At 55.4% G+C, this 24652-nt stretch carries 19 protein-coding genes, 1 tRNA gene and 1 pseudogene; 12 read left to right on the top strand and 9 right to left on the bottom strand.

Features of this window, described 5'->3' with window-relative positions; all coding sequences use genetic code 11:
* The first annotated feature begins 241 nt into the window (after window positions 1-241).
* Together V7680_RS05225 and V7680_RS05220 are read left to right on the top strand one after the other, a co-directional pair.
* Entirely contained in the window at window positions 242-3232 is a 2991-nt protein-coding gene (locus tag V7680_RS05225) for a TonB-dependent receptor (protein WP_335652231.1), read from the top strand.
* Between the two features lie 121 nt (window positions 3233-3353).
* A complete protein-coding gene (locus tag V7680_RS05220; RefSeq protein WP_335652230.1) occupies window positions 3354-4910 on the top strand; it encodes a tryptophan halogenase family protein in 1557 nt (518 codons plus the stop codon).
* A 4-nt stretch (window positions 4911-4914) separates the two neighbouring features.
* On the opposite strand, the gene V7680_RS05215 is transcribed toward V7680_RS05220, so the two are convergent.
* Complete coding sequence (locus V7680_RS05215) at window positions 4915-6204, bottom strand: MFS transporter (protein ID WP_335652229.1); 1290 nt, start codon at window positions 6202-6204, stop codon at window positions 4915-4917.
* Between the two features lie 10 nt (window positions 6205-6214).
* Window positions 6215-7240 (bottom strand): LacI family DNA-binding transcriptional regulator, encoded by a 1026-nt coding sequence (locus tag V7680_RS05210; protein WP_335652228.1) that lies wholly within the window; start codon window positions 7238-7240, stop codon window positions 6215-6217.
* A 191-nt stretch (window positions 7241-7431) separates the two neighbouring features.
* On the opposite strand from V7680_RS05210, the gene V7680_RS05205 reads away from it, so the two are divergent.
* Window positions 7432-8757, top strand: a complete 1326-nt coding sequence (locus V7680_RS05205; RefSeq protein WP_335652227.1) for a glycoside hydrolase 5 family protein — start codon at window positions 7432-7434, stop codon at window positions 8755-8757.
* A 122-nt stretch (window positions 8758-8879) separates the two neighbouring features.
* Window positions 8880-10163 (top strand): Xaa-Pro dipeptidase, encoded by a 1284-nt coding sequence (locus tag V7680_RS05200; protein WP_442954976.1) that lies wholly within the window; start codon window positions 8880-8882, stop codon window positions 10161-10163.
* Window positions 10164-10171: 8 nt separating this feature from the next.
* On the opposite strand, the gene V7680_RS05195 is transcribed toward V7680_RS05200, so the two are convergent.
* Window positions 10172-11782 (bottom strand): phytoene desaturase family protein, encoded by a 1611-nt coding sequence (locus V7680_RS05195; RefSeq protein ID WP_335652226.1) that lies wholly within the window; start codon window positions 11780-11782, stop codon window positions 10172-10174.
* Window positions 11779-12939 carry an aromatic ring-hydroxylating oxygenase subunit alpha gene (locus V7680_RS05190; protein WP_335652225.1) on the bottom strand — a complete coding sequence of 387 codons (1161 nt, stop codon included), beginning with the start codon at window positions 12937-12939 and terminating at the stop codon, window positions 11779-11781. Before V7680_RS05190 ends, V7680_RS05195 begins: the two co-directional genes overlap by 4 nt.
* Window positions 12940-12975: 36 nt before the next feature.
* Between V7680_RS05190 and V7680_RS05185 the strand changes: the two genes are divergently transcribed.
* Window positions 12976-13575, top strand: a complete 600-nt coding sequence (locus V7680_RS05185; RefSeq protein WP_335652224.1) for a TetR family transcriptional regulator C-terminal domain-containing protein — start codon at window positions 12976-12978, stop codon at window positions 13573-13575.
* A 120-nt stretch (window positions 13576-13695) separates the two neighbouring features.
* Here V7680_RS05185 and V7680_RS05180 read toward each other — a convergent pair whose 3' ends face one another.
* The 3 genes from V7680_RS05180 to V7680_RS05170 all read right to left on the bottom strand — a co-directional run bounded on the left by V7680_RS05180 (window position 13696) and on the right by V7680_RS05170 (window position 18343).
* Window positions 13696-16095: a TonB-dependent receptor gene (locus tag V7680_RS05180; protein ID WP_335652223.1), complete on the bottom strand. Its 2400-nt coding sequence runs from the start codon at window positions 16093-16095 to the stop codon at window positions 13696-13698.
* A 157-nt stretch (window positions 16096-16252) separates the two neighbouring features.
* Window positions 16253-18073 carry a tetratricopeptide repeat-containing sulfotransferase family protein gene (locus tag V7680_RS05175; RefSeq protein WP_442954974.1) on the bottom strand — a complete coding sequence of 607 codons (1821 nt, stop codon included), beginning with the start codon at window positions 18071-18073 and terminating at the stop codon, window positions 16253-16255.
* 181 nt (window positions 18074-18254) lie between these two features.
* Window positions 18255-18343 (bottom strand) — tRNA-Leu (locus V7680_RS05170).
* 242 nt (window positions 18344-18585) lie between these two features.
* On the opposite strand from V7680_RS05170, the gene V7680_RS05165 reads away from it, so the two are divergent.
* Complete coding sequence (locus tag V7680_RS05165; RefSeq protein ID WP_335652221.1) at window positions 18586-18858, top strand: hypothetical protein; 273 nt, start codon at window positions 18586-18588, stop codon at window positions 18856-18858.
* A gap of 18 nt (window positions 18859-18876) precedes the next feature.
* Here V7680_RS05165 and V7680_RS05160 read toward each other — a convergent pair whose 3' ends face one another.
* Window positions 18877-19641 carry an MJ0042-type zinc finger domain-containing protein gene (locus tag V7680_RS05160; protein WP_335652220.1) on the bottom strand — a complete coding sequence of 255 codons (765 nt, stop codon included), beginning with the start codon at window positions 19639-19641 and terminating at the stop codon, window positions 18877-18879.
* A gap of 189 nt (window positions 19642-19830) precedes the next feature.
* On the opposite strand from V7680_RS05160, the gene ftsE reads away from it, so the two are divergent.
* From ftsE to V7680_RS05130, 6 genes are all read left to right on the top strand, one after another.
* Window positions 19831-20544 carry a cell division ATP-binding protein FtsE gene (gene ftsE / locus V7680_RS05155; RefSeq protein ID WP_335652219.1) on the top strand — a complete coding sequence of 238 codons (714 nt, stop codon included), beginning with the start codon at window positions 19831-19833 and terminating at the stop codon, window positions 20542-20544.
* 12 nt (window positions 20545-20556) lie between these two features.
* Entirely contained in the window at window positions 20557-21453 is an 897-nt protein-coding gene (locus V7680_RS05150; RefSeq protein ID WP_335652218.1) for a cell division protein FtsX, read from the top strand.
* A gap of 9 nt (window positions 21454-21462) precedes the next feature.
* Window positions 21463-21996 carry a YdcF family protein gene (locus V7680_RS05145; protein WP_335652217.1) on the top strand — a complete coding sequence of 178 codons (534 nt, stop codon included), beginning with the start codon at window positions 21463-21465 and terminating at the stop codon, window positions 21994-21996.
* A 1-nt stretch (window position 21997) separates the two neighbouring features.
* The gene (locus V7680_RS05140) at window positions 21998-22687 is read left to right on the top strand and encodes a lysophospholipid acyltransferase family protein (protein ID WP_335652216.1); all 690 of its coding nucleotides are present in this window, start codon (window positions 21998-22000) and stop codon (window positions 22685-22687) included.
* Window positions 22688-22852: 165 nt separating this feature from the next.
* The gene (locus V7680_RS05135; protein ID WP_335652215.1) at window positions 22853-23458 is read left to right on the top strand and encodes a hypothetical protein; all 606 of its coding nucleotides are present in this window, start codon (window positions 22853-22855) and stop codon (window positions 23456-23458) included.
* 44 nt (window positions 23459-23502) lie between these two features.
* Entirely contained in the window at window positions 23503-23898 is a 396-nt protein-coding gene (locus V7680_RS05130) for a cupin domain-containing protein (protein WP_335652214.1), read from the top strand.
* An 85-nt stretch (window positions 23899-23983) separates the two neighbouring features.
* On the opposite strand, the pseudogene V7680_RS05125 reads toward V7680_RS05130, so the two are convergent.
* Window positions 23984-24652, bottom strand: a pseudogene (locus V7680_RS05125) (spinster family MFS transporter); the annotation flags it as partial.

The raw sequence follows: 24652 nt of genomic DNA, 5'->3' as shown, positions 1-24652 counted from the left end.
TGACAACCTTGTCAATTAGTCGTTGACAACGTTATCATTTTCTTGCAATTCAGAATGCGAGGTGGAATTCGTTCAATTATTTTGATTCCATTGGTGCATCTGGGGCGTGCATTTTGCCCTTTAATGCCTGCGAGTCGTTACGGCCGCGGGTGAATTGGAATTAAGTGATTGCACCACGAGGTGCGACATTTGGGAGGATATCAGAATGATCGGTCGAAAGTTTATATCGCGGCGTAGCTTGATGGCTGCTGCATCCTTATACGCGATTGGCAGCGCAAGCGTTGCGATGGCACAGGACGTAGATGCGCAAGGCGCAGCATCTCAGGATTCGGGTAGCAATGTAGCTTCTGAAGACGTTATCGTCGTCACCGGGTTTCGCGCCTCGCTGGAAAATGCACTGGCTGCAAAACGTGAATCAAACCTGATCATTGAATCGATCACTGCAGAAGATATCGGTAAATTCCCCGATCAGAATATCGCTGAATCGCTTCAGCGTCTTCCCGGTGTCCAGATTGATCGTGAAAATGGTCAAGGCACCAAGGTTCGTATTCGCGGCCTCGAGCAGAATGTCACATTGCTAAATGGGGACCTGTTCGTCAGCGGCCTCGAGAATTTCAAAGTCGGTGAAGGCAATTTCGTCCGTCAGGATTCGCTCGAAGGCGTGCCTTCCGAACTGATCGGCGGCGTGGAAGTATTCAAATCACCCAACGCATCGCTGTTGGAAGGCGGGCTTGGCGGCATCGTCAATCTGAAAACCCGCAGTGCACTAGACATGAAGGATGGCCTGACACTCGCTGGCAACGCGCGTTTGAACAAAGGCTCTGAAATCGGAGGCTGGGAGCCGACCGGCGCGCTTATCGCCGCTTATAATTTCAATGACACATTGGGTATCATTGCTTCTCTGAGCTATGACAAGACCAACGATCATCATAATGTTCTGGGCGGTGAAAATCGTGGTAACTGGGCTTTTGCCGACGGTCGTCGTGATCAGGCAACCACACCAACCAACTATTACGCGCCGGAATATCGCTACATCACCGATCGCGATCAATATCGCAAAAGGTGGGGCGCATCTTTGGGCATCAATTACCGGCCTACCGATTCGCTTGAATTGAGCGCCAACTATATTCATTCCGAATTGAAGGTCGATACGCGCGAAGTATCGCTGAAATTCCCGTTCGGTCAGGGTGAATTGATACAGCTCCGTCCCGGCGCAGTCATCGATAGCAATGGCATCCTCCAAAGCGCGACGATTCAGGGCAATTCCGCTGAAGCGATCTCTTTTGTCGATATCTCGAATATCAAATCTGACAATCTTCAGTTCGGAATTGATTTCGACAATGGAAGCAACTTCCGCGCAAATATCGCAGCCAATTACTCAACCGCCGATCTCAACCGTGAGTCTGCCAATAACGATGTTCGCCAAACCGCTTACACCGTCAGGCAGAATGGCGCTGGCGGCGCATTGGTTGATGGTGTTGCCGGTAATCCGGCTGCTCCGGCGACTTGGGACTTCACCTATCAAAACGGTAAATTCCCGGTCTTTGGATTTGGTGCGGGAACACCAACAGATCTGTTTACCAACCCGGCTTACGGACTTTTCAAATCGCATTGGGCTTTTGGCGATCGTTCGAAAGTTGACGGCCACTCGATCAAGGCGGATTTTGCTTATGATATCGATGATAGCGCTGAAAACGGGATCACGTTGAGCGCCGGTTTCCGCTATGGTCAGCGTCAGGTCGAATTTGCTTCCGGTCGCTATCTGGCAGATTATTCGGGCAGAGGGGAAATCGATGCATCGGCGATCCCCGAGGCGGAACGCGTTGCAGGTTTCTCTTACAACTGGACGCCATATGGATATTTCCAGGATCCTGCGATAGGTTTCAAGATTTGCGACTTGCCAGAGGTCAACAAGCCAGCGGCATTCGCTGGATGTAGTCGTTTCGGGAATTCTCCTGTCGTGATTTCACCAATCCAATCCTTCCTCTCGAATCCAGAGCGTCTGGAAACGATCGCAAACTTTGCCGGTGGTGCGAATATTCCCGGCGGTTCGCTGACGGTTCAGGACCGGGCGCAAATGACGGATGCTATCGGATGGCTCCAGGCTCTCTATCCCGATACCCCGTTCAGCTTCTTTGAAGATCCACTGCAAGCCTATCTGGTGAAGGAAGAAACCAAATCTGCCTATGTGATGGCTGATATGGGTAGCCCTGACGATCCTTATCATATCAATGTCGGGCTTCGTATCGTGAACACCAAATTGCGTGTTGACCAGAATCAGCCGTCAAACGCCGATCCGGTCTATTGGGGTACCGATAGCTGGAATGGTGTGTTGCGTGATTTCCAGACCGATACCACGACCCAAAGCACGACGGACTTCCTGCCAAGCATCAACGCGGTTGTTGATGTGAATGATGACTCGAAGATCAGATTCTCTGCGGCACGCGTTGTTGCGCGCCAGAAACTGGATGATCTGGGTCGCGGTTTCTCTACCCAGTTTACCAGAGATTCTACGGTTGGTTCACCAACAGAAAATCTCTTCCTGTTCACCAACGGGTCTCGCGGTAATGCCGGGCTGGAGCCATTTCGTGCCTATCAGTTTGATCTGGCTTACGAGCTATATCTGGGACGTCAGGGTCTGATTTCTGTCGGTGCGTTCTGGAAAGAAGTCGACTCGTTCATTGTGACCGAAACTATTCCGGTCTTTGTCAATGATCAGGGCGGTGGTCGTTTGGGACCAGTCAACCAGCCGGCAAACGGAACCGGCGGTCGGGTTCGTGGTTTTGAACTCGCGGGACAATATGCCTTCGATTTCGGACTGGGCTTCACCGGAAACTATACCTTCTCGGACACCAAGACCAACGGATCGAATGACTTTGATTCAAACTTGCCGCTGGAGGGCGTATCGAAACATTCGTTCAACGGTCAGGTCTATTTCGAGAAAGACGGATTTGCGGCGCGGGCTTCCTACTCATGGCGTTCGAAGCAGCTCTTGGGCAACTTCGGCTTCGGAGATGGTGGTGTTACCCGGTCTCTGGGTATCTACGGCCGGGCCTATGGTCAGCTTGACGGTCAGATATCCTATGACGTGAACGAGAATTTCGGCGTATTTGTCGAAGGGATCAACCTCACCAAGTCCGACCAGTCCGCCTATCTGCAATTCCCGGAATTGCCGTTCCGTTATGAATCCGGCTCTCGCAGGATCTATGTGGGTGGCAAATTTAAATTCTAGGCTCCCTTAATGCGGGCCCGTATCCATCACGGATACGGGCCCGCTTTTTTTTGCAAGTTTGTTAGAGGGCCCTGCAACTGCTAAGTCACAGTCCGGCCCTTGGGAGTGCATGAAAACTGTCATGACTGAAGCTAATCGGATCAGAAAAATCGCGATTGTCGGCGGCGGCACTGCCGGTTGGTCGGCAGCCTGTCTGCTGGGCCGGATATTCGCCCGCGACGACACAGAAATTACATTGATCGAATCGTCTGCCATTCCGACCATCGGGGTCGGCGAGGCAACGATCCCGCCAATTTTCGAATTTCTCCAATTGCTTGAAATTGACCCCGTCGATTTTGTCAGGGAAACTCAGGCCACTTTCAAACTGGCGATCGAATTTCGCGACTGGCTGAAGGTCGGGCACAGCTATTGGCACCCATTTGGTAATTTTGGGCTTACCATCGACCGCAGGCCCTTTCACCATTATTGGTGGAAAAACGAAGCCCAGGGTCATGATGATAGCCTTGCGGATTTCTGTCCATCGATAGCGCTGGCCGAGCAGAATAAATTCCTCTTCCCGCCAGTGGATGGCCAGTTCCCGGGCGGCGCTCTTTCTTACGCTTTGCATTTCGATGCCGGCTTGGTTGCTGCTTATCTGCGCCGGATATCCGAAAAACTCGGCGTCATCCGCCTCGACCGCAAAGTTGAACGCGCGACCGTCAATGATCGTGGTCATATCGACGAGCTGTTTTGTGATGACGGATCAACCGTGTCCGCTGATCTCTTCATCGATTGCTCGGGGTTCCGCGGATTGCTGATCGAACAGAGTCTGAATGCCGGATATGAAGACTGGACCAACTGGCTGCCTTGCGATCGCGCCGTCGCGGTCCAAAGCGAGGCGGCGGGGCCGAAAACCCCTTATACGGTATCAACCGCTCGCGAAGCGGGCTGGCAATGGCGCATCCCGCTGCAGAATCGCGTGGGCAACGGTTATGTCTATTCCAGCGCGTTCATCAGCGATCACGATGCCGAGGAACGATTGATCGGTTCGCTTGAGGGAAAGCCTATGACGGATCCGCGAGTGATCGGCTTCACCGCCGGCCACCGCAAGAAATTCTGGGACGGTAATTGCGTGTCGATCGGATTGTCGGCGGGATTTCTGGAGCCGCTGGAATCCACCAGCATCCATTTGATCGTGACGGGTCTGAACCGGTTACTCGACTATTTTCCGGATCGCGATTTCGATCCTGCGTTGCAAGCAGCCTATAATCGCGAAACTTTGACCGAATACGAACATATTCGCGATTTTCTGATGCTGCATTATTACCCCAATCAACGGGTAGGCGAACCTTTCTGGGATCATGTCCGCGAGGCACCACTGCCGGACAGCCTCGCTCAAAAAATGGAATTGTTCGAGAATAGCGGCCGGATCATATCGCGGCGGCGCGAACTGTTTCATGACCTGAGCTGGTTCTTTGTCGCGCGGGGTATGGGGCTGAAACCGAAAAATTACGATCCGCTGGCAGACATCCCGGATTTCAAAGATGTTCGCGATGTCATGGGCCAGTTAAGTTCAGCGGTCGGGCAACTGGCTAGCGCGGCGCCGACCCATGACCAGTTTCTGGAAGCCTTGATCACTCCCGGAAATCATCTTCGTCCGACCTTTAACGCGCCATCGATTGCTGGGTTCGGGCGCTGACGGTTTAGGAATGCAAGTCGGGCTGCGAAACGTTTTGCGCTCTTCTGAGTGGCCGGTAGAGGATCATGGTAATGCCGCAAATCAAGGCAGCCAGGATCATGCCAGGCAGCACGGCTCCACCCTTTAGCGTGGCATCGCCGCCACCGGTCAAGGCAAGGCTCAAGGCGATGAATTGTGGCGCCACTGCCTGCCCCAATTTGCGGGCGACGTTGGAAATTGCGTAGACCCGGGCGGCGCATCCGGTTCCATCGGGTGCGGTTTCAAGATTGCGAATTGTGATAGGAACCATAGTCCAGAACATCACGGACATGCCGCAGGTAGCAGAGATTGCTATTGCCAGTATGACGGTCGCAACCGCGAGACCCTGGGCGTAAAAAATCCACAGGGCCACCAAGGCTGCGGCATGCAGCAAGACCGCCGTAATCAGGGTGGTCACCAGACCGATCCGCGACGACAAGGCGACCCATAGAGGCGTCGTTATCAGCAAAGCGGCGGACGGCAACAGCGCCGCCCAATAGCCCCATTGCGGATTTTGCAGATCACGGTCGAACAGGAACAGGATAGATTTTGCGGTTACCGTCGTGCTCAGTCCGGCGACCACGATAGTCACCAGCAAACGACGCAGTCCGCTATTGTTTCCGATCAGTGTGAAATAGTGGGAGATTTCCTGGGTAGGGCGCAGGGCAGATGCCGGTGGCGGGGCAACACGCTCCTTCACCCCCAGCCACGTGATCAGGAAACAGGGTTGGGCGAGGGCTCCCAGAATCAGGGCACCAACCAGAAAAGGTGTGTCGCCACCGGAGACCAGAGCATAAATCGTAGCAGCGGTCAGACCACCCAGTGCGGCACCCTGCATTCTCAGACCGGTCAGCTTCAATTGCTCGGACGGATCACCGGTAATCCGTGCGGTCAGCACTGCATAAGGAATATTGCCGCAGCCATAGGCAAATCGCAATCCGATATGGGTCACCGTTGCGTAGATCGCGAGATCCAACCCTTCCAGTGGAGGAGATCGGAAGGCCAGCCACAAAGCGACAGCGATGAGCGGGCCGCTCAGCAAAACCCACAGGCGCATCGGATATCGGGCTGCTTTGCGGTCTGCGACGGCGCCGATAATCGGATCAACAAGCCAGTCGACCGCTGCGCCGATCAGAAATATACCTGCGGCAACGCCCAGTGGCAGATGGAGCACCTGAATGTAGAAAAACAGCAGGTAGAGCTCGATCGATTGCCAGACCAGGTTGAACCCGAGGTCTCCCGAAGCATAGCTCAGGCGTTCGCGCCGCCGGATCATGTCTGGGTTGTCACCGGATTGCGGGTGCCGCCGTCGACTGCCGGATAATCAATTCGCATGGTTGCGTTTCCAGCATGGTAAACGGCTTGTTCTCGAGCTTTGCGATCAAAGCATCGGTCGCGTCGCGAGCCATGTCATATACCGGCTGGTGGATCGTCGTGATCCGCGGCCATACAATCTGGGCAATCGCACTGTCATCGAAGCCGGAGATGGAAACATCGGCGGGAACATTCAGACCAAGGTCACGAGCGGCCATGATGGCGGCTGCAGCCATGTCATCATTTTGCGCGAAAATGGCGGTAGGGCGATCGGCTCGATCCAGCAATTTATGAGCAGCTACAAGGCCGGATTCATAGGTGTAGAATCCTTGCTCGACCAAATCTGGCGAATGGGACAATCCGGCTGCTTTCAGGGCATCCAGAAAACCGGTCAATCTCGCGCCGCTCGATGGGTGGGTAGGGTCGCCCTTGATCACTCCGATCCGGGTGTGACCGAGACCCAGCAGATATTCGGTCATCTTTCGCGAAGCGTCAACGTCATCGGTTGTCCGGCTCGGGCCAATGTCGAGAGATTGGGTTGGAGCGATACGCGAAAACGGAAAGTCGTTCTGCCGAAGCTCGCTCAAGATTCCAGGATGATCGGAGGCGGGCGGGGAGAGGATGACGCCATCAAGCGCCGCTGCACGCAACACGCTCATTATCTTTCCTGCGACCTCCACCACGGATTCTACCGGCAGCACGAGCAGCCGGTATTTCTCTCCGTGCAAACGGTCGAGCGCCCCGTGCTGCAGCTCCACAACATAGTTGGGGCTGGGATTTTCGTAAATCAGGCCAAGCAGATAAGACCGTCGTCCGACCAAGCCGCGGGCCATGATGTTGGGATGATAATCCAGCTCCGCTGCCGCTTTCAGGACCTTGTCACGCAATATCTTGCGGACATGTGGTTCGTCGTTGAACACCCTGGAGACGGTTTTGGTGGAGACGTTAGCAGCAGTTGCGACGTCGATGATTGTGGCCCGCTTTCTGGAATCTTTCATTAGGCGAGCAATCTCTCTTTGATCTTTTGATCCAGGTCGCAATATCCGACATTTCCAGACCCGCTGATCTTAGGTGGTTTTCGGCTGTTTTGCAACAAAATCAGTCCCGAATGGCGTGAGGGCACATAAGCATGACAACGAACGTCACTACTGCTACGCTTTACCGATATTTTAAGGAGGGGGCAGAGAGAATGAGGAAGACGACAAGACGTCGGATATTGGTGGCCGGGGTTAGCGTCACTGCTCTGACCCTATTTGGCTGCAGCGCGGCAACGCCGGCAGTGCCGCATTTTGTAAAGCGGGAAGGCTGTCGCCTGACACTGGATGGAGAAAGCTACCGTTTTGCTGGCGCCAACCTCTGGTATGGCGCCTATCTCGGTGCCGATGCCGCTTATGGCGACCGGCCGCGACTGGGACGGGAACTGGACCGGCTTAAGGCACTGGGTATCACCAACTTGCGGATCATGGCGTCGGCTGAAGAAGGCCCGCTAAAGGCTGGGATAAAGCCGGGATTTCGCACCAAAGATAGCTGGAACGAGACGCTGTTCGAAGGACTGGACTATTGCTTGGCGGAAATGGCCAAGCGAGACATGAAGGCGGTGCTGTGCCTGACCAATTTCTGGGAATGGTCCGGCGGGATGATGACCTATCTCTATTATACGACCGGTGAATATGTCGACATGAATGACCCGGCTCATCCGTGGCCGGAATTTCCCGACAAGAATAGCGACTTTTACCGGTCAGAGGCTGCGATTGGTCTTTATCATGATCATGTCCGGCGGATGGTCGGGCGGACCAACAAAGTGACCGGACAACCATATAGCGACGACCCGACATTGATGAGCTGGCAGCTGTGCAACGAGCCGCGCCCCGGCGTCACTCCGGCGGTGATCGATCGGGCATTGCCGGATTATTATGCCTGGATCGCCGCGACCGCCAGGCTGATCCGGTCGATCGACAGCAATCATCTTTTATCGTTGGGGCAGGAAGGCACCACGGCCAGCGCAGGCCGGGAGGATGTGTTTGTCGAGGCGCATAAGGAGATGGACTATGTCACCGCCCATATCTGGCCGCTCAACTGGGGTTGGATAGATGGCAAGGATCTAGTGGGCACGTGGGACGCCGGAGCAGCCAAGGTGGCTGACTATATCGACACGCATATCCGCCTAGCCACCGAAATGGACAAGCCGCTGGTGTTCGAGGAATTCGGCTTCCCGCGCGATGGAGAGCTTTACGATCCCGAGATTACGACCGCATTCCGCGAGCGCTTCTACGGCATTATATATAAAGCGGTAGAAGACAGTGTCGCGTCCGGTGGACCGGTTGCCGGCAGCAATTTCTGGGCATGGAACGGCGAAGCGCGCGCAGCCCACGATGATCATATTTTCTATCCCGGGGATACCGCCTATATGGGTGACCCCCCGCATGAACCACAGGGTTGGTACGGGATATTCGATAGCGACGCGTCGATGCATGATATCATCAAAGCACATGTGGCAGAGGTTTCGCCCAGCTGAACATCGCGTAATGATCTGAATAGCGGAAAGAGCAAAAAAGATCGATAGTCGCTACTACGACGATGAATATCGTTGTCTTTTTTGCTAGTCTGGAAAAAGACCAATCACGGAGTGTGACGATGATGAAAATGTTACCGGCTCTTGTTTCCTTTTCCTTTGCGATGCTCGCAAGCACATCTTCCGCCTCGGCAAGTGCAGTATATTTGCAAACCGGGCAGTTGCTCGACGTGCAAACCGGTGAACTGAAGGCAGATCAATGCGTGTTGCTGCAGGATGACAGGATCATCAAAGTTGAGCAATGCGGGGAAACACCCGAAGACGCCCGCCGACTGGATTGGTCAGCATATACCGTTCTTCCCGGGTTGATCGATTTGCACACCCATTTGGCGGATACCGGACAAAGTTCCGATCTGGCCGCGCCGCTCACGACTTCGCCAGCCGAGACGGCGCTGATCGGCGCTCAAAATGCGCTGACCACGTTGAAGGCCGGCTTTACGACTGTGAGGGATGTCGGCACATACCGGGGGCTGACCGATGTCGTACTACGCAATGCCGTCAACGCGGGACGAGTGCCGGGTCCGCGGATGTTTGTCGCCGGTGCCTATATCACTATCCCGAAAGGGGGCGGCGAACTCAACGGCGTGGTTCCCAATGACGAGTTGCCTGCCGATATGCGACTGGGCGTGGCGAGTGGCCCGGAGGAAACGAAAGCGCGGGCCGAATTCCTGTTCGATAATGACGTAGACTTTCTCAAGCTGATCGCCACCGGCGCGGTGTTGGCTATCGGGACCGAACCGGGCGAACCGGAACTCACCGAAGCGGAGATGCGCTCCGCCGTCAACGTCGCCACAGCACGTGGAAGCTATGCGACTGCTCATGCCCATGGCGCGGAGGGTATCAAGGCCGCGATCCGTGCGGGGGTGCGGTCGATTGAACATGCCAGCCTGATTGACGAGGAAGGTCTGAGAATGGCCAAAGCGGCTGGGGTCTGGCTGGTTATGGATATATTCAACGGCGATTATATCAACGAGATTGGTACCAAGGAAGGCTGGCCTGAGGAATATCTCCGCAAGAACCGCGAAACCACAGATGTTCAGCGGCAGGGATTTGAAAAAGCAGTAAAAATGGGTTTAAAACTAGCCTTTGGCAGCGATAGTGGGGTCTATCCACATGGCATAAACGGTCGGCAATTTGCTTATATGGTGAAATACGGAATGACGCCATTGCAGGCCATTCAGGCGGCTACGCTAGAAGCTGCACGTCTGTTGTCGCGGGAAGCGGAAATTGGAAATATTGCAGAAGGCCATTACGCCGACTTGATCGCGGTTCAGGGCAATCCGCTGGACGATATACGGCTATTGGAAAATGTCGCACATGTGATCAAGGGCGGCACGGTGATCAAGTGACGGAAGGTTCAGCCTGCGCGTCTGAACCTTCCCCATATCGATTGGTCAGCCATCACTTCATGCGCACAATTATGGCCCGGCGCGCCGGTCACGCCGCCACCCGGATGGGTGCCGGCACCGCACATGTAGAGGCCTTTTAGCGGGCCGCGATAGCTGCCATTGCCAAGGACAGGCCGCGCGGACCAGAGCTGATCGAGCGACATATTGCCATGCATGATGTCACCGCCCGCAAGGCCCAGTTTGCGCTCGAGGCCCTTGGGACTCAAAATCTGTTGTCCCAAGATTGAAGCTCGGAATCCCGGTGCTTGCGCCTCGACCGTATCGATAATTGTGTCGGCGGCCTTGTCCTCTTCTGCGTCCCAATCACGGCCATCGGGCAGTTCGGGCGCGAATTGCTGACAGAACAGGCTCGCGACATGCTGGCCCTCGGGCGCAAGACTGTCATCAACGGTCGACGGAATCAGCATTTCGACAATCGGCTTTTTTGACCAGCCGTCGGACTTGGCGTCAAGGAACGCGCGGTCCATATAATCCAGCGTTGGTGCGATAATGATACCTGATTGATGATGTTCGCCAGGCTCTGGCAGGCAGGTAAATCTTGGTAATTCGGACAGGGCGACATTCATCCGGAATGTCCCTGATCCAGCTTTGAAACCCTTGATCCTGCGACGGAATTCGGGAGCAATGTCACCTTCCTCAAACATCCGTTCGTAGAGGATTTTTGGCCCGACATTGGCTATCACCCGCGGTGCGAAAATCTCTTCCCCGCTCTCCAGACGAACACCGCAAACCTTGCCGCCATCGACCAGCACGCGCGACACCGGAGCTTCGAGGCTGATCTCGACACCGGAATCCCGGCAAACTTTCGCCATGATCTGGGTGATGGTTCCCATCCCGCCGATGCAATGGCCCCACGCACCTTTCTTGCCGTTCACTTCACCAAACACATGGTGGAGCAGGACATAGGCGGAGCCGGGCGTGTCGGGCGAGGCATAATTGCCGACCACGGCGTCAAATCCGAACGCCGCCTTGACCGCCTCGCTTTCAAACCAGCTATCGAGAAAACTGCGAGCCGACTTGGTGAACAGTTCCAGCACATCGCGTTTGCGCGACACTGACAATTTCGCAAGATTGCGGCCCTGCAGCGCTCCGTCGATGAGCGTTTTGATGCCGTCGCCGATATTGGGTGGGGATTTTAATGCCAAGTCCCGCAACACATCGGCTACGCCTTCCAGCGCGTCATAATATTCGGGCAGCACATCTGCATCGTGGTTCGAGAATTTGCGAAACTCCGCCTGTGTGCGTTCCAGTCCGCCGCCGAGTTTCAGATAACCACCATCTTCCTGCGGCAGGAAATTCGATATCGGACGCTCGACCACTTTATAGCCGTGGTCGACCAGTCGCATGTCATCGATGACCTTTGGCTGCAGAAGGCTGACCGTATAGCTTGCCACTGAATTACGGAAACCGGGATGAAATTCCTCGGTGACCGCTGCGCCGCCTACGATGTTCCGGCGCTCGACAATGCGGACTTTTAGCCCGGCGCGAGCGAGGTAGAAAGCGCAAACAAGGCCGTTATGGCCCGCGCCAATGATGATGGCGTCGTATTTCTGTGTCATTTCTGATTCCATCCGGCTGGAGGGCGATGTTCCTGACGAGCTTCGGGAATGATATCGCGCATCTTGCTACAAAAATTGCGCAGACAGACTTCGCTCTCTCCCAACGGGCCGATGCTGAAGCTGCGCGAACCCATGCCTTGCTGTACCCGGGATATCAAAACTGTATCTTCTGCATTGACCTGCCGGTTGATCCGCCAGTTCAGATATCGCGAAGCCTTCATTTCACGGCGTGCATCCGGCAATACATAGCTGATTTCGCGGATCAGTGTTTCGGTTGGCGAGACCGGTAGAAATTGCATGAAGTCGATCTGATCGGGATAAATATCAAAGGCGACATTGGGCCAAAGCTTGAAATAGAGCCAGCGTTTCTGGCTGGCTTCGGGCAAATGCGGGACATCGGGAAGCAGCGATTGATAGAGCCGTTCGGACCAGTTGGCGGACGGCTTGGTGATCAGATTGCCCCACATCCGGTCGACATTTGTTTCCGCTTCGACGCCATAGCTGCGTCCGAACAGGCGTGTCAGACCGGGATGGGCAACGGGAATATGCAGTCCGTCGGAATAATTGTCGGCGACGTTTTTCCAGTTTACATCACGCGGTCGTAGCGTGACGCGGCCCAGGGCGACGAGCTCTTCGAACCGATAGGGCGCGACTTGTTCCTCATAAGGCGCCATCATCTCTGCGACCGATGGCCCTTCGCTGCGCAGACGCACGAAGACAAAGCCGTGCCAGATTTCAATGTCCACCGGAACCAACCCGTGCCGGCTGGTATCAAGGCCGGGATAATCCGATTTCTGAGGGACACCAGACAGCCGACCATCCAGATCGTAGGTCCAGGCATGATAGGGGCAAACCAGTTTTTTTGCGCACCCACTGCTGCCATCGACAAGACGCGAACCCCGGTGGCGGCACACGTTCGTGAACGCGCGAATTCGATCATCGTCGCCGCGCACGACGATAACACTCTCGCCGATATATTCCAGACTATGCCAGTCACCCTTGTTCGGAATATCGCTGAGGTGACATACCACTTGCCAGCTTGTGGCGAAAACCCGCTCGCATTCTGCGGCAAAGAAATCCGGATCATCATAGGTCCAGGCCGGCAGGCTCCATCCGTCAAGCGGGTCGATGCCAGATTCGAGATTGCGCGTTGCCATAAGCGATTCCTTGTTATACAATCGTATAATAAGGCAATGTCAGCAAAGCAATCATCTTTTACCCGCGAACAACCCGATGATCGTCGCCAGAGCCTGGTCGAAGCCTGTGCCCATTGTCTCGCGACGCTCGGCGTTGGCAACACTTCGGTCCGCGCCATTTGTAAGGAAGCCGGCGTGTCCCCCGGACTGCTGCGTCACTATTTCTCCGGGGTAGATGCCTTGATTGCAGCGACCTATCGCTGGACCGGGCAGCGCGTGTCCTTCGCGTTGGACCAAGCCGTGGAAGTTGCAGGCAACGACCCCCGGACGCGCTTGCTCGCTTATCTGACCGCGAGTTTCCGGCCTCCGATCGCCAGCCCGGAATTATTGGCGACATGGCTTGCGTTCTGGAGTCTGACCAAAACCGACGCTTTGATCGCCAAGCAACATGCCGAGATTTATGCCGATTATCGCAGCGATATCGAAAGGTTGATTGCCGAATTTCGACCGGATCAGAAAGATGCTCGCCTCGCCGCTGTGGCACTTACGGCGCTGGTCGACGGACTTTGGCTGGAGCTAAGTCTGGGCTCGGCGCCGTTCACCACCGACGAAGCCGCCGCGCTGGCGGAAAAATGGCTAGACCATCTCTTGGACTGATACGGTTTGTCGGCGGGTCTACCGTGCTGATCGTACCTCGGCCGCCAACGCAGCTGCCATGAAAAGGCCGGGCTTTTGGCCCGGCCTGACTAATTATTGATCAAGGGGTGATCCCATCAATCAAAACCTTCTTGCCACCTTCACACCGACGATGCGCGGCTTGATAGTATAATCATAGAACACACCACCGGTACCGCTGGCATTGCCCGGATCACCGCAAATGCTTTCTCCGCATTGTACGGCCGCGTTTACGACCCCATTGCTGTTGAACAGATTGGTTGCGAACGCTTCAACATTCCATAACTCGTTCTTCATTCCAAGGCTGAAATCAGCGGTTGTATAGGCACCGAAATTGCCGACAATCGCATTCTCGAACGGTCGAAGGTCGCTGCGACGGTTACCGATGTGGTTGACCGCAAACTGAATATGCCCATCCCATTCCTGAACCGGAAATACATAACGCGCCACGGCGTTACCCTTGAATTTTGCGGTTGTCGGCAAACGGCTTCCGGCAGGGGCCAGCAAGCTGTTCGCCTCACCCGCGCCGCCGGGAATGGTACAGTCAAACGATGCATTGGCGATCGCGCAGAAGTCGCGGCGGATTGTCGCATCATTATAGCTCGCACCCACATTGAGCGAAAAGCCTTCGCTACGGAACGAGACATCGGTTTCGACACCGCGGATCCTGGCGATACCGGCGTTGCGTATTTCGGTCAGGCCATTGGCGCCGAGGAACGACAACTGGATATTATTCCAGTCTTCCTGATAAACGGCTCCGTTCCAACGGATCGGTCCCAAAGTGGTTTTCCAGCCAAATTCATAATTGTCGAGTTCATCGGCCCCGTAAGGCGGCAATGTTCCGCGACGGTTGATACCGCCGGGACGGAAACCGCGCGACCAGGTGACATAAACCAACGCATCGTCATTGATCTTGTAGGTTGCGTTGAGCTTGTGAATAAAATCGGTATCTGACGTGGTCTTGTCCAGATTGGTACAAGGTGATCCCGGTACCTGCGCTGGTCCGAAACAAGCTGCCTCACCCGTCCGACTGCTGAATCCTGCTGAATAGCCGAAAAAGCCGACAAGCGAGTTTTTGTAATGATACACCCGAACGCCGCCGGTTAGCGTCAGCTGATCTGTAATATCATAGCTCAGTTCGCCAAAAACGGCTTGATCGCGATCGATCCGCTTTTGTTTTGTCAGCCAGATGTTGCTGTCCGTGCCAGTGACCGTGATTGAATCGGCGATGCCATCGACGATATAATTCTGCTCGATGATATGCTTTTGCCGCTGATAGAAAAGGCCGCCAATGAAACGCAGCGGCGCATCAGCAGGCGATGCGATGCGGAATTCACCAAAATTCCGGCGGTATGTGTCCGAGCCTTCAATATATTGATTGGGACTAACCAAGGTTCCGGCATTGTCGTAGAAATAGGCGCCATAGCCATAGATCGCATCATAGAAAAAAGCATAGTCGGAATAATCCGAATCCGCCTTGCCCTTGCGGCGCAAATGACCTCCGGTGGTGGTGATATCCCAATTACCAATCTTTCCTTCGATGGTCAGGGCCGCCTGTATCCACTTATCTTCACCGCGCTCGGGATTATACTGGACGGTTTGCTGCCTGCGGGTAACCGCTGAACTGCGTTCCTGTGCAAAGCTGCCGTTGTTTTTCTGGATTTGACCCATGATGGTCGGCTTCACCGTCCAGCTGTCATCCAATTCGATGCCGAGAGACAGCCGTCCGCCGTAGGTTTCTACATCATTATAATCATTCTCAATCAAGGCAGCATTATTCTGGGCAATACCCGATGTCGGATAAGTGCGGCTGCCAAAAATATTATCGATATAACCGCCATCTTTGCGGTACCAGCCTACCAGGCGCAGCGCGGCATTGTCGGCAAGCTTTGCGTTGATGAAGCCTTCGACTTGGCCGCCGAGATCACCGCGCGAAACCCGGTTCAATTCGACGCCAATTTCGCCATATGTGTCAGAATAGTCAGGCTGGTTACTGATTAGCCTGATCGTACCAGCCATTGAACTTGCGCCATAAAGCGTGCCTTGCGGTCCCGCCAATGCCTCAACCCGCGCCATGTCATAGACATGAAGGTCGAGAGATCCCTGGATTGTGGTGATCGGCATTTCATCGAGATAGACGCCAACCGTCGGCAAGGAAGCCGAGTGATTTGCGTTCTCGCCCGATGCTACTCCGCGGAAATAGACCTGGCTGAAGCCGGGTGCGGTGCTCTGGATGGTGACGGACGGCAGGAATTTTACGTAATCCTGAAATTCATTCACTTGTAACTGATCGAGCTTTTCAGCGCCGATAGCGGTCATTGCAATCGGGACATCTTGCAGATTTTCACTGCGCTTTTGCGCGGTTACGACGATGACATCATCACTGTAACGGCTTTTGACAGCTTCCTGCGCGATTGCCGTTCCTGATGCACATAATATCGTGGTTGTGAGTAATAGTGCCCGTGCTCCGCGTCCCATCTTGGGTAGATTGCGATCAATCATAAACGTCCTCCCGTAACCAGAATTTACACAGGAATGATCCTTTTAGCCTGAAGCACAAGTCAGCTTCGGCAAAATAACCAAAGTTTTCGATCAAAATACCACATAATGTGACCCAAAAAGCACGATTTCAGGACCGTGATCGATGACCTGACAGGATTCAGGGGTAATTTGTCCACAAATCGCCAAGGGCCTCTTTTAGCGGACCGAGCCATTTTTCGTAAGGCTTCCACTGATCCATGCCGTCCCGGTTTATCGGTTTGCGAACCTGTTCGCTGGACGCGGTCCGTACGGCGCGATCATTTTTGTAGAACGACAAACAGTCTGGTTCAAATGACTGATCGAGATAAGCGACCATCGACCGCACTTCGGCTTCTGGATTATCTACCAGCGCCTCGTGAATGACCCGGTGCACACGGCCCGGTTGAACCGCGTCGATATGCGCCATCAATCGCACGTAATCAGAATAATATTGCCCCATCGTTTCAAGATCATAACTGAATGCCTGACCCTTGGCATAATGTTGGCGGAAATTGGAAAAGCAGCAATCCAGCGGGTGGCGACGCGCATCGATGATTTTTGCATTGGGTAGAATCAGCATGATGAATGCCGTGTAGAGCCAGTTATTGGGCAGCTTGTCGATATAGAATGGCTTGTCTGTTTTGCGTTGCACCGCCGTCTTGCTGAGAAAATTGGCACCCAATTGTGCCAGCTCGTCCTCATCCATTGCCGCCACGGCATCAACCCAGCGGTGACCGTGGCCACCAAATTCCCGGCCCGCCCCCAAAGCCATAGCCGGAATGTCGGGGAGCTCCATCGTTCCCTCGATCGCCGAATGGCTAGCCAATATTTGTTCGATGAGAGTCGAGCCAGCGCGCGGCATGCCCAAAATGAAAATCGGATCGGGCGACGGCTCTCCGCATCCTTTTCGATCTTCAAAAAACTTATTGGTGAACGTGGCGATGGCTTGATCGACCTGGACGCTTGTGTCTTTGGAATCATAATCCAGTTGTTCGGCGCGAAGCCGATTGCCTTCGACATAGTTCGAAATGGACAGCGCGGCGTCGCCCTTGTCCTCTCCGGCTTTGCCAAGCGCAAAATGCAGATGCAGGCGGTGACTGAGAATTTCCTCATCCTGACTATCGACCGGGATAAGCCGCAATTGCTTTTCCATCGCCGCGAGATCCGCAGGGCCAAACCGGATCGTTTTGAGATTGGCGAGACTCCACCAGACCTCACCGAGTTCCGGCTGTATTTCGAGCGCCCGGCGATAAGCGGCTATACTATTTTCCAATTGACCAACGGTCTTGAGCATATGCCCATAGCTCATCCACAGTTTCGCATGATCGGGATAGCGCTCTACCAGTTCAGCATATAATTCTATCGCCTCATCATAACCACCGATCCGCCCCAGAGCAGCAGCCTTGAGATTTCGATGCGAAGGATTTTCCCCCTCCCGTTCAAGTACAAGATTGAGCTGTTCCAGTGATTCCTCGAAACGGTTCTGCTTATAAAGGACTGTTGCGAGATTTGCCCGGGCCGCCCCGAATGCAGGTGCCAGCTCCAATGCACGGGTCAGCAGTGTCTCGGAATCCTTGAGCCTGCCAATCCGCGCCGCCAGTTCGGCCATCAGACGAATTGCGGCCACATCAAAGGGTTGCGACTTCAACCGAGCGCGCAACAATGGTTCGGCAGTGGGCAAATCATTTGCCAGCATCGCATCCGCGATTTTAAGCATCTGCGGATCAAAAGCAGTCGCCCGGACGGCCGCGATTTCGGCTTCCTCGGCCTGACTGGTCTCCCCCAGCGACCGCAACGCTCGGCCCAAGGCTCGATAAGCCTGAGCATTATGCGGATCAATTTTGATGATTTCACGAAGCTGGTCGGCTGCCTCACCCGGGTTGTCGGCAACCAGCTCCCGAGCCCGGGCCAACTGCCGGGCAGTTGATAAATTATCAGTGTACGAACTCGTATCAGACATCAGCAGCACATATCACAATCATCCGGATTGGACATATATATTGAGCGTCCCAACATGGCGGTGACATTTTCGATATCATTATCACGGCTTGTCAAACTGGAGATGATCTCTGGTTTGCTAGATCGGACTTCGCTATTCGCCCTCTGCGCTGCACCCATCCCAACGACCGATGCTTGGGAAATGGTGCGGTCGAGAAGACTCGAACTTCCACGGGGTATTAACCCCACAGCGACCTCAACGCTGCGCGTCTACCAATTCCGCCACGACCGCACTGTCTCTAGCTTGGGACACTTGTGTCCCGGGTAGGCGCGAGCCTCTAGCAAAGGGGTTGGGTAGCCGCAACAGATATTCGTTCCCGGGCGGTTTTGATGTTAACCGGCGCAACGAATCCGTCCCGGATCCGTACATTATCTGTCATCTCGGCCGTTTGATCCAAGATATTAGCGGTGAGGGGCGCTGTTAACCTTTTATTTACCTTGTCCGGGAGGGGGGCAGGGCGCTCTATTATTTTTATGGATAGCTTACTTCTTGTTCTTCTTTTGCTCGGCGCTGCGCCCGAGGGGCCTTCGGCTGAAGCGCCACGCTCCCGGTCGCACGCGCAAGCGGTGGCAAGCGCGACGATCTTGCGCGGAGAAGTGATCAACTTCGGGCCGTCTGCTAGCACGAGCAATGGAGAAGCCCGGAAAGACGATCGCAATATCTTTAGGATCGCTACGATACGTTCCGAGGGCAGGATCGATAGTGTTGATGGCGGCAGGCTAGTCCAGCTGCAGGAATTTCACTGAGCGGTTTCGACTGACGGGCTATTCGCGGGCCTGATCAGCCCATCCAACTTCCAGCTGGCTGGCGGCGCGTGGCACATCAAGCTTGGCTTCGTTGAAATTTATCTTTGCTCCGGGTGCCAGCGTTGGCGCGGGGGCCTTCATTTTCCAGCTGTAAACAACCCGGCCGCCGGCATCGCGCAGGATTACCAGCATCGGCGGGACCGTCTGTTCGTCTCTGGTGGGATTTATGATCGTGCCGCTGGCGGCAAAATATTCGGTGCCGTCTGGCAGCGTTCTGCGGTCCTGTTTCTGGCTCAGTTCGATCAGCAGCGGCGTTTCCTCGACCGCGGCAAATTGATAGTCGGAAATCCATTGTGGCGGCCCGAAAATATAGAGCGCGGCACCCAATGCCAGGACCAGTGCTGCGAAGGCAACCGCTGCGATCGTCCACAATTTGGCCGGATTCCGCCGCGGCTTGAACGGCGGTTCGTGCGCGAAGCTACTGGCCTCGGCACCATATTCAGGAGTGACGGAAATCGGTGGAGGCGGTGCTGACCGAGTGACCGGAGAGGCCGGCGGTGTCGCTTGCCAATCGTCCTTGGCGACAGGGCTTGGCTTGATGACCGGCGGCGCTGCCGCGACGGCTTCCGCTTCGACCAGCTCTTTTTCCGGAAGCGCGGCTTCCTGGAACCAGCTATGGCGACAGGACGCGCAGCGCACCGAACGGCCATTGAGCCCAATGGCGCTGTCGGGTACGAGATAACGGGTTTTACAAGCCGGGCAATTCAAGATCATGACGGCCATCTAAACACGCCATGACGGCAAACTGCAAGTGGCTGCTTGGCCGATTTGAGACCGAAGCATCATTTTTCGCGTTTTCCCGCAAATTAGACTCCTTGGTAGAGATAGCGGAGTTGATTTGGAGGGGCTTCCCGGCCTATTGGTCCCGGAGCCTGGCAATATAAGGCCACGATATTGGAATGTAGAACCTAAATGGATGAAATTGTTCGGTTTGAGAATGTCGGCCTGCGCTATGGCGCAGGAGCGGAGACGCTGGCTGATCTCAACTTCACCCTCTATCCGGGTAGTTTCTATTTCCTGACCGGAGCCTCGGGAGCAGGGAAAACCTCGCTGTTGAAACTGCTCTATCTGTCGCAGCGCCCCAGTCGTGGCGTCATAAAGCTGTTTGGCGAAGATGCAGTTACCATGCCGCGGGAGCGCCTGCCCGGTTTCCGGCGCAGGATCGGGGTGGTTTTCCAGGATTTCCGTCTCGTCCCGCACCTTTCGGCCTTCGACAATATCGCGCTGCCGCTGCGGGTGGCCGGAGTTCGCGAAAAAGATCTCGAAGTGCCGGTGGCAGAGATGCTCGAATGGGTTGGCCTGGGCGACCGGACATCTGCTCGGCCGGCGACGCTTTCTGGCGGCGAGCAACAGCGTGTGGCGATTGCCCGGGCGGTGATCGGCCGGCCGGAAATATTGGTGGCCGACGAGCCGACCGGTAACGTCGATCCCGATATGGCGATCCGGTTGCTGCAATTGTTCGAGGCGCTCAATACGCTCGGCACGACGATCGTTGTCGCGACCCATGACATTCATCTGCTCAGCAAGATACCGGGCGCGCAGATGATGCGGCTGGAAAAAGGCATGCTCGCCGATCCAACCGGATCTCTGCGCCATCCGCCGCTTCCCAACGACCAGCAGCAATAGGTCGCAGGGGGCGTGTTCAAATTCTTTGTCATTCCCGGACATGACCGGCGCCTGATACCCGAAGGCCGTCTATCCGGCCCGATGCCCTGGGTCATCGCGATCATGATTTTCCTTACCGTGTTGGCCGCAGCGGCCGGGCTAGCCATGACCCGCGCGATGGGTGATGTGTCGGACGAACTCTCCAGCCGTGCGACGGTGCAAATAATTGAAGCCAATCCCGAAATCCGCAGAGGTCAGGCAGCGGCGGTTGCCGATCGATTGCGCGCCTTGCCGCTGATCGAAGAGGTTCGGCTACTGCCCCCGGAAGAAATCGAGGCTCTGATAGAGCCGTGGCTGGGCACGCAGGACCTGGCCGACGAAATTCCACTACCGGCGTTGATCGATGTGAAACTTGTCCGCGTCGCTACAGATGCGGAATATCAATCGCTGCGCGGTGACCTTCAATCCATCGCTCCGGGCGCCCGGGTCGAACCGAGCAGCGGCTATATCGCGCCGGTTATCTCTCTGGTTCGTTCCTTCCAGTGGATAGCCTTTGGCCTGGTCGCATTACTCGCTCTGGCGACGGCCTCTGCGGTGATCATCTCGGCGCGATCGGCGCTCAACACCCATACTGAAACCATCGCGGTCGTGCATTTGCTGGGTGGAACAGACGAGCAGATCAGCCGTTTGTTCCAGCGGCGTATCGCGCTGGATGCGCTGCTTGGCGGATTGATCGGACTGGTCGGGGCTAGCGCGATTATCTGGCTGATCAGCGGTCAATTGTCCGCGCTGGGTTCCGGGCTGGTCCAATCGGTCGGTCTCGACTGGTGGAGCTGGTTGATAATTGCTGTCATTCCGATATTGGGAATGTTCCTTGCCATGATAACCGCCAAATGGACGGTCATCGGCGCTTTAAAAAAGATAGTGTAGCCCGGCTGAATGATATTGCGCCTCTTCTCTTTCCTGCTTCTGTTGTGGATCATAGGTTTTGCCTGGTTCACCATCGATCTGCCGCGCCCGGCAGTCGATGATGCCCATACCGGCTCGGTTGTGGTGCTGACCGGCGGAGGTGGCCGGATTGACCGCGCGCTGGATATACTCGAAGCAAAGACAGCAAGCCGCCTGCTGATCTCCGGGGTCGACCGGGACGTGAAGCCGGCGGAACTGGCTGCGGAATATGACCGGCCGGACGATTTGTTCGATTGCTGCATTGATCTGGGCTTTCAGGCGGTGGACACGCGTTCAAACGCGCTCGAGATCGCCCGCTGGGCGGCAAGACGGGGCGACAAATCGGTCCGTCTGGTGACCTCAGACTGGCATATGCGGCGTGCTCGGCTGGAGCTGGAAAGAGCGATGCCGCCGGATGTTCGGATTTTGTCGGATGCGGTGCAGACCCAGCCATCGCTGCGCACCTTGTTCACCGAATATAATAAATATCTGATGCGCCGCCTCGCTGCCCTGGCGGGTGTCTGAGATGCTGGCGTTCATCCGGTCCCTGATCTTCATGGCGGTCTTCTATATCGGCTCCGTTCCGATCATCATCGCCACTTTCGTCGGCGCCTTTTTCTGGCCGAAGACCATCTATTATATGGCGCAATATTGGAGCCGCTATCACTATCTCTGCGCGCGCCTGATCCTCGGCATCCGGGTCGAGGTCAAGGGCGAGATCCGCAACGAACCTCTGCTCTATGTCTTCAAGCATGAAAGCATGTTTGAAACAATCGACCTGCTGCGCCATTTCGACAAGCCGGTGGTGATTGCCAAGAAAGAGCTGCTGGTCATTCCCTTATGGGGATGGATCGCGACCAGACATGGCCTGCTCGGCATCGATCGCGACGGCGGTGGCGCGGCGATGCGGCAAATCATCAAGCAGGCCAAGAAAGCGGTCGCGGAAGGCCGTCCGATTGTCATTTTTGCCGAGGGCAGCCGCGCCCATCATGGAGAGCGACCCGAATTGCAGACCGGCTTTGCCGGTATCTACAAGCTGATGGGCATCCCCTTGGTCCCGGTCGCCCTGAACAGCGGAATCGTCTCTCCCCGCGATACATTCGTCCAGAAAAGCGGTGTGATCACTTATGAGGTGCAGCCAGAGATCGAGCCGGGCCTCGACCGCGACGATATCCGCGACCGGGTGCACGCGGCGATCAACATGCTGAACGACTGACCGCCATTCGCCGTACAGAGTTTTCAGCATCCGCTGGCCTGACCCGGGCCTACTGGAAAATACGTACTTACAAATCTCCGTCGCTATTGTTTAGTCACTGGACCCCCGGGCGAAGGACAGAGCCACGCTCCATCGATTCGCCGACAATCTCTCGGAGTCCAAGTCATGAAAAGAACAATATCCACCGTTGCCACAGCATTGGCACTGTCCCTCGCGATCCAGGGCTGCACCCCCCAAACCGAATCCGGTGAAAAAGCGGAATGCGCCACATCCGAAGATGACGCGATGGACGAAGCGCGACAGAATATGGACGATGCGAAACACGCTGCCAGCAGAGCGGCACTGGAGGCGCATAATGCCGCAAGAATGTCGGTGACGGCGGCCAAGCTGGCGGTCTGTTCCGAAGCGCAGAAGGACAAGGAGGCCGCAGCGCAAATGGCGATTACGGTGGAAGCTGCAGCCGACCAGGCGCAAGCCAGAATCGTGGAAGCCAATGCCAAAGTCGATATGGCAGTGAATGAAAATGCCCGAAAAGCCCAGGATTTGGCGAAAGCGGCGGTGACCGCAGCGAGTGAAGCCGTTCGCGCAACCAATGCGTCGCTGATGGCCGGGCTTGAATCCGATGCAGCTGCGGCCAAAACAGCAGCGGACACAGCACAAAAGGCTGTGATCAAGGCTGCCGCCGCCACTGCCGATGCTAGCAAAGCCGCTCAGGTTGCTGCAAAGGAAACGTGGGAAAAGGAAATGCAGTCAGGCGGAGAAGACGAATAATAGTCTGACCAAGCCAGCTGCTGAACGAACAAGAGGAAAGCCATATGCAAGGATTTGTCGACAATATCGAAGCTTTGACCGAGCAGAATGATGACTTCCGCCGGGTGCTGTACACCGGGCACAATCTACAGCTGGTGCTGATGACGCTGCAGCCCGGCGACGAGATTGGTGAAGAAGTCCACGATGACCGCGACCAGTTTTTCCGGATCGAAGAGGGAAAAGGCCAGATCTGGATCGACGGAAAAGCCAATGAAGTGAAAGCCGATGACGGCATTATCGTGCCTCAGGGTGCCAGCCATAATGTGGTGAACACCGGCAAGGAACCGCTTCGGCTTTACACCATTTACGGTCCGCCCGAGCATATCGACGGAACCGTTCATGCCACTGTGGTCGATGCTGCAAACGAGCATGAACATTTTGACGGCAAGACCACCGAATAGCTCCCAGATCCATTTTCGCTATCAGGATCGGAGGACGGAGACTTTGCTATAGCCAGCAAATTGTCCCCGTCATCCGATCCGGATATTAGCGGCCCATGTCGCGTTGAATCGTGCGGCTGGCCATGTAGAAGTGGAAAACTGCCCAGATATAGAGACATTTGAACAGGACCATCGACCACTGCAGTCCATCCGCATTGGCCGAATCACAAGCGGCTTGCGCAGCAACGGCGAGATTGCTTGCCTTGCACGCCTCCAGCGTCAGTGCCGGATCCAGTCCTGACAGGAATGTCGCATTCAATATCGTCGACAGCCCGCCGATCAGTGGCGGACCAAGGCCGTAACCCAGCAAATTGACGATGAACAGGGTGACGGCGACTGCCGTGGCTCTCATCCGGCTGTCAACCACGCCGCTGGGGACCGCATAGAGCGGGCAGAGATAGGTATAGAGCAGCATTTGACCGACCATCATCAGTGGAATGGCCAGCCACAGGGAATCTGCCAGATAGCCGACCACATGCATAGGTATCACGCCTATCAGCGCAAACATCGGTATCAATGCCAATGCCTTGGGAAAGCGTTCTGCATATTTGTCCGCCAGATAGCCCGACATATAGGTGCCAATCGATGCCATGACCGCCAGTGCCAATGCGAATTTTACCGAGGCGTCAAATATCGACAGTTCATGGGTGCGGATCAGGAAGGACACGAAAAACTGGCCGACGCCATAATTGACGAACGAGGCAATGGTGACACC

The sequence above is a fragment of the Parasphingorhabdus sp. genome (assembly GCF_036963705.1).
Classification (GTDB): domain Bacteria; phylum Pseudomonadota; class Alphaproteobacteria; order Sphingomonadales; family Sphingomonadaceae; genus Parasphingorhabdus.
Note: the sequence above shows the minus strand (reverse complement) of the source record. Positions and strands in the feature narration are given on the sequence as shown.

Bases quoted from the DNA above. Each gene is read 5' to 3' on its own strand.
- V7680_RS05190 (WP_335652225.1), bottom strand. From the start codon at position 12,939: ATGGCAACGCGCAATCTCGAATCTGGCATCGACCCGCTTGACGGATGG.
- V7680_RS05185 (WP_335652224.1), top strand. From the start codon at position 12,976: ATGTCAGCAAAGCAATCATCTTTTACCCGCGAACAACCCGATGATCGT.
- V7680_RS05200 (WP_442954976.1), top strand. From the start codon at position 8,880: ATGAAAATGTTACCGGCTCTTGTTTCCTTTTCCTTTGCGATGCTCGCA.
- V7680_RS05175 (WP_442954974.1), bottom strand. From the start codon at position 18,073: ATGTCTGATACGAGTTCGTACACTGATAATTTATCAACTGCCCGGCAG.
- V7680_RS05205 (WP_335652227.1), top strand. From the start codon at position 7,432: ATGAGGAAGACGACAAGACGTCGGATATTGGTGGCCGGGGTTAGCGTC.
- V7680_RS05135 (WP_335652215.1), top strand. From the start codon at position 22,853: ATGAAAAGAACAATATCCACCGTTGCCACAGCATTGGCACTGTCCCTC.
- V7680_RS05180 (WP_335652223.1), bottom strand. From the start codon at position 16,095: ATGATTGATCGCAATCTACCCAAGATGGGACGCGGAGCACGGGCACTA.
- V7680_RS05225 (WP_335652231.1), top strand. From the start codon at position 242: ATGGCTGCTGCATCCTTATACGCGATTGGCAGCGCAAGCGTTGCGATG.
- V7680_RS05140 (WP_335652216.1), top strand. From the start codon at position 21,998: ATGCTGGCGTTCATCCGGTCCCTGATCTTCATGGCGGTCTTCTATATC.
- V7680_RS05145 (WP_335652217.1), top strand. From the start codon at position 21,463: ATGATATTGCGCCTCTTCTCTTTCCTGCTTCTGTTGTGGATCATAGGT.
- V7680_RS05165 (WP_335652221.1), top strand. From the start codon at position 18,586: ATGGATAGCTTACTTCTTGTTCTTCTTTTGCTCGGCGCTGCGCCCGAG.
- V7680_RS05130 (WP_335652214.1), top strand. From the start codon at position 23,503: ATGCAAGGATTTGTCGACAATATCGAAGCTTTGACCGAGCAGAATGAT.
- V7680_RS05220 (WP_335652230.1), top strand. From the start codon at position 3,354: ATGACTGAAGCTAATCGGATCAGAAAAATCGCGATTGTCGGCGGCGGC.
- V7680_RS05210 (WP_335652228.1), bottom strand. From the start codon at position 7,240: ATGAAAGATTCCAGAAAGCGGGCCACAATCATCGACGTCGCAACTGCT.
- ftsE (WP_335652219.1), top strand. From the start codon at position 19,831: ATGGATGAAATTGTTCGGTTTGAGAATGTCGGCCTGCGCTATGGCGCA.
- V7680_RS05160 (WP_335652220.1), bottom strand. From the start codon at position 19,641: ATGGCCGTCATGATCTTGAATTGCCCGGCTTGTAAAACCCGTTATCTC.
- V7680_RS05215 (WP_335652229.1), bottom strand. From the start codon at position 6,204: ATGATCCGGCGGCGCGAACGCCTGAGCTATGCTTCGGGAGACCTCGGG.
- V7680_RS05195 (WP_335652226.1), bottom strand. From the start codon at position 11,782: ATGACACAGAAATACGACGCCATCATCATTGGCGCGGGCCATAACGGC.